Genomic DNA, 9,411 nt, shown 5'->3' with positions numbered 1-9,411 from the left:
GGAAGATGGTGTCAAAGGATTGGATGTAGCCCATAACATGATACCTGATATAATTATCTCTGATATAGTTATGCCTAATAAAGATGGATTATCCCTATGCAAGGATATTAGAGATTCAGCACTTCTCTGCTAAACAGGAAATTGACTGCAATTGCAGGTTACTCTCCATCAAATTTTATAAGCAGATTACGTATCGAGTACGCAAAATCCTAACACTTTTTTTCTGTAAATATTACATTTGATCGTCACATATTAACATCAACATTTTAAAAATTACAGGTATGAAAGTGTCAAAATTATTCAGCTTTATAGTAATTTCATGTGCTTTTTTGGCAATAACTAGTTGTGAAGATGAGGAAGGACCTTTAGGTCCCGGTGAAGTGATAGGTCAGCCTCAAGATATAGACCTGGATGAAATTAAAGATTTCCTGAAGGATAACAATCTAAATAAAGAAGATGCTTTATCAAAGAACCCTGAAAAGATTAGATCAACCGTTAGCCTGTCTGAAGATGGAGCCCTTGTTTTTAATTATGGTGAAATGATTTTAGTTGGAATTCAGGAGTTGGTTATGCCTGATATATCCAAGGAGACTATCGACAACAGTATTTTATTAGCATATTACAACCCAACAGATGAAGAAGAAACAGCCTGGCATCAAATGCCAGGCATAAGTTCTTCCGGATTGTTTAAAATCATAACATACTTCTATCAAAGAGGTTCTGATTACTCATTTATAATTAAAACTATTTCAGCTTCAGGAGTATCCTCACAAGCGGGAATTGCTGTAAGAGGGGTGAAAATATTAGTTACTCCCAAGGATTATAATAGTATTAACTTACTTGTCTGAAGCATACCATTTTTTTACAAAACCAGTTAATCGATAAACTAATTAACCTGATTCAAAATCTCAACAGTATCCTTTGCAATGGTAAGTTCCTCGTCAGTTGGAATTATCAATACTTTCACCTTTGAAGTGGGTTTACTTATAACTACTTCTTTAGCTCTAACCGAATCATTTAACTCTTCATCTAGTTCGATTCCCATATATTCCATGTTCTCACAAACAGCCTTACGTGCACTTGCCTGGTTTTCTCCAACTCCACCTGTAAATACAAGAATATCAACACCACCAAGGGCTGCTGCATAAGAACCAACATATTTCTTAATCCTGTAGCAGTAGGTTTTTAAAGCCATTATAGCTCTTTTGTTACCACCTTCAATTGCCTCTTCTATCTCTCTCATATCAGATGATACACCTGAGATACCCAGCATACCGGAAAACTTATTTAAAAGGGTTGATATCCCTTTAGTTCCCATATTCTCTTTTTCCATAATGTAAGAGATAACGCCCGGGTCAATATCACCGGAGCGAGTACCCATGATCAGGCCTTCCACAGGAGTCATTCCCATACTGGTATCAATTGATTTACCATTCTTGATTGCTGTAACAGAACCACCATTACCTATATGAGCAGTTATTATTCTTTGATCCTCATACGGTACACCTAAGAACTCACATGCGCGACGGGAAACATAGCGGTGACTAGTACCATGAAATCCATAACGCCTGATTCCATATTTTTCATAAAGAGAATAGGGTAAACCATACATATATGCATAGACAGGCATAGTTTGATGAAAAGCAGTGTCAAAAACACCCACCTGTGGTGTGCCCGGCAGAAGCTCCTGAATGGCATATATACCTTTAAGATTAGGTGGATTGTGCAGAGGTGCAAGCTCAATACACTCATTGAGCATATCAATAACCTCATCTGTAATAAGTACACTTGAGTTGAAGCGTTCACCTCCATGGACCACTCTGTGACCCACAGCTTTAATCTCATCGATTGTTTTTATGCAGCCATATTTCTCACTTAACAGTACTCCCAGAATATATTCTATTCCTGCACGATGTTCAAGAATTTCTCCTTCGAGCATAACTTTTTGTCCATCAGGCAGTGTCAGCTTCAGGAAAGAACCTTTCATACCAATCTTTTCTATACCGCCCTGAGCTATCACTTCCTTACTCTCCATTTCGAAAAGTTTATACTTTATGGAAGAACTGCCGCAATTTAAAACCAATATCTTCATTTTAGTCTTTGTTTTTCTTTTAACCTTTCTCTTTTTTTCTGAATTCAGTTAGTTTATCACCGCCTTGTTTACCGAAACAGGGTTCCCATTTTCATCGTAGATATAAAATCCCTTACCGGTACGTATACCCAATTGGTTGGATCTGTACAGTTTCCATAAAATCGGATTGGGCTTATAGTGTTTCTCACCAAATTCGTTGAACATCGCTTCCATAAGAGTAACAAGTCGTTCTATCCCTATTATATCAGCCATTCTGAATACACCGTAGCGCTGACCATATATTATCGTATAAGTCTCCTCAATATCTTCCAGTGAGCAAACTCTCTCCAGTAGAATCTGACAGGCCTCATTCAGCATGTTAACCATTATACGCATACTCACGTTTCCGTTGCTCTCGTTTATACGATGCGGCTTATAGTTAATCAGCTTAGCAAAAACCTCCATTTTGCTGTAAACCTCCTCTGAAGTATACATACCGCTCACAATCTCAAGTATACGTGCATCAGGATGAGCAACCGGGAAATAAAGACTCACACATCTATCCTTGTGAACCAGTTCCGAAGCAAGTTCACTGATAATCACTACTGATCCGTTTGTGGCAATTATAGCATCTGTATCCAGGATCTCTTCCAGTCTTTTAAATATGCTTTTTCTCAAAGGAGTACTTCTACGCCCACCTTCAGTAAATCTTGTACATTCAATTACCATATCGCAACCGGCAAAATCCTCATATTGCAGAGTAGGAGTAATGCGGTTCATAATGATTCTTTTTTCTGCCTGAGTAAGACCCCAGTTCTTGATCTTGTGATCCATTACCTTCTCAATCTCCTTAATCACAACATCAATCCTCTCCTGAGATTCTTCAAGAAATACTACCTCCATTCCTGCTGTTGCAGTCATATTGATAATATTTCTTCCCTCTTTACCGGCACCTACAACTCCAATTCTTGAGAACAATGGCTTTTTCTTACTATCAGATGTTATGGTAAGTCCATACTTCTCAATTGGTTCTATAATCATTTCACTCATAAGAATGTGGCTATTTATCTATTTGTTTTTATTTAATTCTTTTTTAGTCCGATTGCCTGGTTTGCTGTAATTGCTACCATGTTATAAATATCTTCGACAGAGCAACCTCTTGATAAGTCGTTTACCGGTGCAGCCATACCCTGCAATACAGGACCAACTGCCTGTGCATTGCCAAGTCTCTGAACCAGCTTATAACCTATATTTCCCGATTCTAGTGAGGGGAAAACTAATACATTAGCTTTCCCTGCTATAAGGCTGCCCGGAGCTTTGCTTGAACCAACTGATGGCACCAATGCTGCATCTGCCTGCAACTCACCATCTATAAGCAGGTTGCTATCCATCTTTTTAGCCAGGTCTGTTGCCTCTCTCACCTTGTCCACCATCTCATGATCAGCACTTCCTTTAGTAGAGAAACTAAGCATTGCTATTCTAGGCTCTACATTAACAAGGCTCTGCATGGTTTTAGCCGATGAAACAGCAATTGATGCAAGCTCCTCTGCATTCGGGTTTGGCATCACGGCACAATCAGCGAACAACAAAATACCGTTCTCTCCATATTGAGGTGTCTGTGTAAACATTATGAAAGCACCAGATACAACCTTCACACCCGGTAAAGTTTTTATAATCTGTAGTGCCGGCCGCAACACATCACCAGTGGTATTCTGAGCGCCTGCTATCTCGCCATCTGCATCACCATTTTTAATCATCAGGCATGCCAGGTATAGAGGATCTTCCACAAGGGACGATGCTTTTTCAAAAGTCATCCCTTTATTCTTTCTTATCTCAACAAGAAGATCTGTATATTCTTTTTTCTTTGTGTGTTCTTTTGGATTTACTATCGTTGCTTTATCGATATTATTCAATCCCATTTTTTTTGCTGATTCCTTGATTGATTGTTCATCACCAAGCAGTATGATGTCTGCAATGCCGTTTGACAATATTAAATCAGCAGCACGAAGAGTTCTTTCTTCTGTCCCCTCCGGCAATACTATTCGCTGTTTATCAGCTTTAGCTCTCTCTATAATACTTTCGAGTAAGTTCATTATTTTATATTTGTTTTGGTTTTTCAATCAAGATAATCAGGATACTATATAATTAATTATAAAGTATAAACCGCAAAAGTACAAAAAAATGAGCTAAATAAATAGTAAATCTCAATGTAAAAGGAAAGCATCACTCTCTTATCAGCTTGTTCCTGTCAATAATTGTCACTTTACGACCATCAAGCTTGATTATTCCATCATCCTCCATTTCTTTCAGAGAGCGGGCAAGTGACTGCCTCTGCACACCAAAAAACTCTGCAAGTTGAGTGCGGGACCGTTTAAGTGTAAATGTACCGGACTCAGCAGTGGTCTTTTCCAGAAAGAATGTTGCCAGTTTCTTCCTCAGACTCTTCAGTGAAATCATCTGCAGTTTACTTGTAAGATAGAGAGTTAAATCTGCATTCATTGTAAGAAAATTGGTAAGCATCTGTTTATTGTTTGACATCTCTTCAAGCCATGCCTCTTTCGAAATCTTCAGAAAAATGCATGGCTCCACTGCAATCACATCGAATGGATAAATATTTCTCTCACCATATATAAAAGAGGGGGCCAAAGGTATAACAGCCTCCATTATATCTATATCCAGAATATTTCCCTCCATGGTAATCATCTCCGTTCTCACGCTTCCCATTACAAGAAGCATAACAGAACTAATCGGATCACCCTGCATAACAATAGTCTCCCCTTTTTTAAACGTCAGCACCTCCTTTACATTTCTATCGAGAAAACGGTCATGTTCAGTCTGACTCATATTCCTGAATAACGGACAGTAAGTTAAAGATTGTCCCGAATGGTCCTGTTTATGCTCATCATGTTGATGAGAATGACCTGCAAATTCACCCTTAATGATATTATGCTCCCTAAGCAGGCGTGCTAAATGATCGTGTGAAAGCCCTTTTTGATTTTCCATTATCTTTTTGAATATGTTGATAGTAAGAATGTAAAGATGATTTTTCTTACCTTGTTGCTAAATAATGTTAAGAACTCAGGAGTGTCGCCCTGGTGACAATTATCGGGTATTACAGAGCATATCTTTGCAATACATAATAAGAAAGTAAAAAAATAATTTCGGTTTTGGCGACAAATAAAACAGAAGCTTCTAGAAAAAGTTTCCAATATCGAACTTAACATGAATAAAACGAAATTAGTAAAAACATTTAAGCATAGCAACTCTTTAAAAAACAGAATTATGAAAACAGGTAATTTCTCATTTAAAATGAATTGGACAAAGCAGATACTCACACTATCTCTTTTCGCATTATTTACAATAATAAGTACACAAACAGCTTCAGCCCATTGTGACTCATTTGACGGACCTGCACTTAAAGATGCAGCAAAAGCTCTGGAAACCAACAATGTTGATCTGATCCTAAAGTGGATCGATGCTGATATGGAGGCTGAGGTTGTACCTCTGTTTCACAAAACATACAGCCTGAGAAATGGTGATAAGGAGATATATGAAATTGTGAAAAAGCACTTCTTCGAAACATTTGTACGTCTGCATCGCGAAATGGAAGGAGCAAGTTTTACAGGCTTAAAACCTGCAGGATCGGTCGCACCAATCACAATGATGAGTGATAAAGCTCTTGAAACGGGCGATTTTGAAAGCTTGCTTAAAGCACTTAACAACCATATAAATGGAGTACTACAGGAGAAATTCGACAAGACAGAGGCTTTATTCAAAGTGAAAGACAATTCAGTAGAGGAGGGGCGTGAATATGTTGCAGCATATGTAGACTACACCCATAGTATTGAGGCTGTACATGACATATTATTAGGTGGAGGTGGCCACAGTCACTAAAATCAAATCAGGTAAAATCAAATCTTCATGAACAAAAGAAACGGTGATCATAAGCATTTCAGTCTTAAATCACCGTTTTATTATACCTAAATTAGCCTTACCTTTCTCTTTTGCAACTGAGCTTTATAAGAGCGATATAAGAGCAAGGTAAGTCCAAAATAAGAAAAATGTACCAGCTTTTACTTAATTACTTCTGAAGCCAGACTCATTTTTTGTCTGATCTCAGGTGTACATAGATTACCTATACTACCCTCATGAGTATGGTTAACCTTTTTCTCTGCTGTAAAAGTACCTTCCTGAACTTTCTTGCCAACTATCTGATATGCTTCACGAAAAGGTATTCCCTGTAGGACAAGATTGTTTACCTCTTCCACTGTAAAAAGGTAGTTGTATTTTGGATCTGAAAGTATATCATTATTTACGCTTATGTGCTGAAGCATAAAGTGAGACATTCCTAAGATCGAGTGGAGAGTTTCAATTGCAGGAAACAGCACCTCTTTTAACAGTTGATAATCACGATGATATCCATGAGTCATATTTGTTGTCATCATCGTTATCTCATTTGGGAGGCTTTGTAATCGGTTGCTATAAGCTCTTATCAGCTCCCATACATCAGGATTTTTTTTGTGTGGCATAATGCTTGATCCGGTAGTGAGCTCTTTAGGATAAGAGATGAATCCGTAGTTACCAGACAGATACATACAGTTATCTGCAGCCAGTTTGTTTAGTGTTGAAGCTATATTTGCCATTCCCTGAGCCAGTACACGTTCTGTTTTTCCTCTGCCCATTTGTGCTGCAATTACGTTGTAGCTCATCGTACCAAAACCAAGTTCTTTGGTAGTCATCTCTCTGTCAAGAGGGAAAGAGCTGCCGTAACCTGCTGCAGAACCAAGTGGGTTCTGATCAGCCACTCTCCATGCTGCAGCTAATGAGTGCATATCATCAACCAGTGATTCTGCATAAGCACCAAACCATAACCCAAATGAGGATGGCATAGCAATTTGTGCATGTGTATATCCCGGAAGTAAGCTGTCTTTATGCTGTTCGCTTAGTGACTGTAATAGATTAAATAGCTGCAGTACCTCATCTTTGATCTGTTTTATCTCCTCTTTCAGATAAAGTTTTATATCAACAAGTACCTGATCATTGCGGGATCTACCTGAATGGATCTTTTTGCCAATCTCTCCCAAACGCTCTGTAAGCATAGCTTCAATCTGAGAGTGGATATCTTCTACATCATCATCGAGTCTAAAGTTACCTTTTTCTACCTCTGCTAAAATGTTTTGAAGCTCATCCTGAAGTGTTTTTTCCTCATCTTCATCGAGAAGACCAATCTTAACCAGCATTTTGATATGTGCCATTGATCCGATTATATCATGCTTAGCCAGTCGCAGGTCCAGTTTCCGGTCATTCCCTACAGTGAACTCCTCCACCAGTTTGTTGGCATCAAAGCCTTTATCCCATATTTTTGCCATCTATCTTTATTATTGTATGTTTTACGAAATAAATCGTTTATAAAACGATTATCAATCAATAATCTCAGTAAGTTGCGAAACAAAACTGATATAACCCTTAATACCCTGTTCAATTTCACTGATAAGTACATACTCATCCGCCTGGTGAGAGCGAGATGATTCGCCCGGCCCCATTTTTATTGCAGGGCAGGTTATCCTCATCCAGTCAGATGTAGTTGGAGAGGTGTATGTCTCGATACCCAACTGTGCGGTGCACTTCATCAACCAATGATTTTCCGGAGTAGCGGAACTTCTGTTGGTCAGATTACGAGCCTTTAGCTCACTTTTAACCAAGGGCTGAAGAATTTCCATAATTTCACTGTTGCTGTATTGCTCTGTTGGACGTATATCCACAACAAAGCTGCAATGGTCAGGTACCACATTATGCTGGGTGCCTGCCATTATTTGAGTGACAGTTAATTTCACCTCTCCCATAGTTGGTGAAATTCTGTCGAACCTAACAGACCTCAATGTGTTAATATCTTCCAGTGCAATATAGAGTGCGTTTACACCTTCGTTACGAGCGGCATGACCGCTTATACCTTTTGCCATACCATCTATAACCAGCAAACCGCGCTCAGCAATAGCACCCCTCATTCCCGTTGGTTCTCCAATTATAGCCATATCCACATAAGGTCTCAGCTTTTCCCATAAAAGGCGCATACCGTTGGGACCCGAATTCTCCTCTTCTGTTGAGAGAACCAGCATCAAATTTATTGGCAAAGGATTATTATAAAAATGCAGGAAGGTGTGTATCATAGAAACTACACTGGCACCTGCATCATTGCTGCCAAGACCATAAACATGAGTGTCTGATTTTCCTGGGTTAAATGGATCGATACTATAACCGGAAGCGGGCAGAACTGTGTCCAGATGCGAGTTTAGCATTAATGTTGGTTTACTTGCATCATGATCAGGCTGACGGAATATAAGGTTATTTCCTATTCTTTCACCGGTGATACCTTTCTGTTTGAAATAATCTGTAAGAAAATCAGTGCGTAACTCCTCCTGACCTGAGTAAGCTTTTAGTGACACAAGCTCCCTGAGTAGTTCAGCAGCATTATCTATGTTCTTATTTTCAACCATTTAATTAACTATTAATCAATACTGTTCCTTTTCCTGTCAACAGATTCTTTGCATGCAGGATTATTACTTCAGAAACGCCATGTGATATTGCATTAAATGAGTTAAACAGTTTTGGAATCATCCCATCTGCAATTACACCCTGTTCAATAAGTTTATCGCACTCATCACGGTTAATACTCTCGATAAGGCTTTCAGGATCATCTATATTCATAAGCACACCCTCTTTCTCAAAACAGTAATAGAGAACAGTTTTATACATCCCTGAGAGCGCCGTGGCAACCGTATAAGCTATTGTATCAGCATTAGTATTGAGGAGTGTGCCATTACCATCATGTGTGATTGCACAAAATACAGGTGTTATATCACTTTCAACCAGTTTAGATATGAAATCTTTATTCACTTTCTGAGGATCAGGATCCCCAACAAAACCAAAATCAATTGGTTCAGGTGATCGGCGAATAGAAGGAATGCAGTTTGCATCAGCACCAGACAAACCAATGGCGTTACACCCAAGTTTCTGAAGAGAAGCAACAATGTCTTTATTAATCAGTCCGGCATAAACCATTGTGACAATTTTAAGGGTTTCAGCATCAGTTATTCTTCTGCCATCTACCTTCTTTGTCTCAATGCCAAGTTGTACTGACATTTTTGAAGCAATTGCACCTCCACCATGAATCAGCACTTTTGGTCCTTCCAGACAGTTGAAATCAGTAAGGAATGTTTCTAATGCTTTGGGATTATCAACGATGTTCCCTCCGATTTTTACAATAGAAAGTTTAGCTATATTGTTGTTTCGATTATTTTTATCATTATTATTCATCATCATTTCTTGACTACAGTTTTTCT

General features: G+C 38.6%; 9 protein-coding genes. 2 read left to right on the top strand and 7 right to left on the bottom strand.

The window, feature by feature from the left end; translation table 11 throughout:
• Positions 1–281: 281 nt before the first annotated feature.
• A complete protein-coding gene (locus PHO43_RS02575; RefSeq protein WP_045088867.1) occupies positions 282–848 on the top strand; it encodes a hypothetical protein in 567 nt (188 codons plus the stop codon).
• Positions 849–886: 38 nt separating this feature from the next.
• Here the strand turns inward: PHO43_RS02575 and PHO43_RS02570 are convergent, their stop codons facing one another.
• The 4 genes from PHO43_RS02570 to PHO43_RS02555 form a co-directional block, all read right to left on the bottom strand.
• Positions 887–2,092: an acetate/propionate family kinase gene (locus PHO43_RS02570; RefSeq protein ID WP_045088868.1), complete on the bottom strand. Its 1,206-nt coding sequence runs from the start codon at positions 2,090–2,092 to the stop codon at positions 887–889.
• A gap of 48 nt (positions 2,093–2,140) precedes the next feature.
• Entirely contained in the window at positions 2,141–3,121 is a 981-nt protein-coding gene (locus tag PHO43_RS02565) for a 3-hydroxyacyl-CoA dehydrogenase family protein (RefSeq protein ID WP_288010209.1), read from the bottom strand.
• A 32-nt stretch (positions 3,122–3,153) separates the two neighbouring features.
• Complete coding sequence (pta, locus tag PHO43_RS02560) at positions 3,154–4,164, bottom strand: phosphate acetyltransferase (protein WP_288010207.1); 1,011 nt, start codon at positions 4,162–4,164, stop codon at positions 3,154–3,156.
• A 130-nt stretch (positions 4,165–4,294) separates the two neighbouring features.
• Positions 4,295–5,074 (bottom strand): Crp/Fnr family transcriptional regulator, encoded by a 780-nt coding sequence (locus PHO43_RS02555; protein WP_052673056.1) that lies wholly within the window; start codon positions 5,072–5,074, stop codon positions 4,295–4,297.
• Between the two features lie 279 nt (positions 5,075–5,353).
• On the opposite strand from PHO43_RS02555, the gene PHO43_RS02550 reads away from it, so the two are divergent.
• A complete protein-coding gene (locus tag PHO43_RS02550) occupies positions 5,354–5,965 on the top strand; it encodes a DUF6448 family protein (protein WP_045090746.1) in 612 nt (203 codons plus the stop codon).
• Between the two features lie 179 nt (positions 5,966–6,144).
• Here the strand turns inward: PHO43_RS02550 and argH are convergent, their stop codons facing one another.
• From argH to argB, 3 genes are read right to left on the bottom strand one after another with little or no spacing between them, the layout of a single operon-like run.
• Complete coding sequence (gene argH / locus PHO43_RS02545) at positions 6,145–7,440, bottom strand: argininosuccinate lyase (RefSeq protein ID WP_053826844.1); 1,296 nt, start codon at positions 7,438–7,440, stop codon at positions 6,145–6,147.
• Between the two features lie 51 nt (positions 7,441–7,491).
• Positions 7,492–8,565 carry a M20/M25/M40 family metallo-hydrolase gene (locus PHO43_RS02540; protein ID WP_045088872.1) on the bottom strand — a complete coding sequence of 358 codons (1,074 nt, stop codon included), beginning with the start codon at positions 8,563–8,565 and terminating at the stop codon, positions 7,492–7,494.
• A gap of 4 nt (positions 8,566–8,569) precedes the next feature.
• Positions 8,570–9,391, bottom strand: a complete 822-nt coding sequence (gene argB, locus PHO43_RS02535) for an acetylglutamate kinase (protein ID WP_231623096.1) — start codon at positions 9,389–9,391, stop codon at positions 8,570–8,572.
• Positions 9,392–9,411 lie beyond the last annotated feature (20 nt).

This window comes from Lascolabacillus sp. (assembly GCF_028696275.1).
Lineage (GTDB): Bacteria > Bacteroidota > Bacteroidia > Bacteroidales > Dysgonomonadaceae > Proteiniphilum > Proteiniphilum massiliensis.
The sequence above is the reverse complement of the archived record's forward strand: the minus strand, read 5'-3'. Positions and strand labels throughout refer to the sequence as shown.

What these genes read in the sequence shown, in the direction of transcription:
- PHO43_RS02575 (WP_045088867.1), top strand. Translation starts at nt 282, where the DNA reads ATGAAAGTGTCAAAATTATTCAGCTTTATAGTAATTTCATGTGCTTTT.
- PHO43_RS02570 (WP_045088868.1), bottom strand. Translation starts at nt 2,092, where the DNA reads ATGAAGATATTGGTTTTAAATTGCGGCAGTTCTTCCATAAAGTATAAA.
- PHO43_RS02565 (WP_288010209.1), bottom strand. Translation starts at nt 3,121, where the DNA reads ATGAGTGAAATGATTATAGAACCAATTGAGAAGTATGGACTTACCATA.
- pta (WP_288010207.1), bottom strand. Translation starts at nt 4,164, where the DNA reads ATGAACTTACTCGAAAGTATTATAGAGAGAGCTAAAGCTGATAAACAG.
- PHO43_RS02555 (WP_052673056.1), bottom strand. Translation starts at nt 5,074, where the DNA reads ATGGAAAATCAAAAAGGGCTTTCACACGATCATTTAGCACGCCTGCTT.
- PHO43_RS02550 (WP_045090746.1), top strand. Translation starts at nt 5,354, where the DNA reads ATGAAAACAGGTAATTTCTCATTTAAAATGAATTGGACAAAGCAGATA.
- argH (WP_053826844.1), bottom strand. Translation starts at nt 7,440, where the DNA reads ATGGCAAAAATATGGGATAAAGGCTTTGATGCCAACAAACTGGTGGAG.
- PHO43_RS02540 (WP_045088872.1), bottom strand. Translation starts at nt 8,565, where the DNA reads ATGGTTGAAAATAAGAACATAGATAATGCTGCTGAACTACTCAGGGAG.
- argB (WP_231623096.1), bottom strand. Translation starts at nt 9,391, where the DNA reads ATGATGATGAATAATAATGATAAAAATAATCGAAACAACAATATAGCT.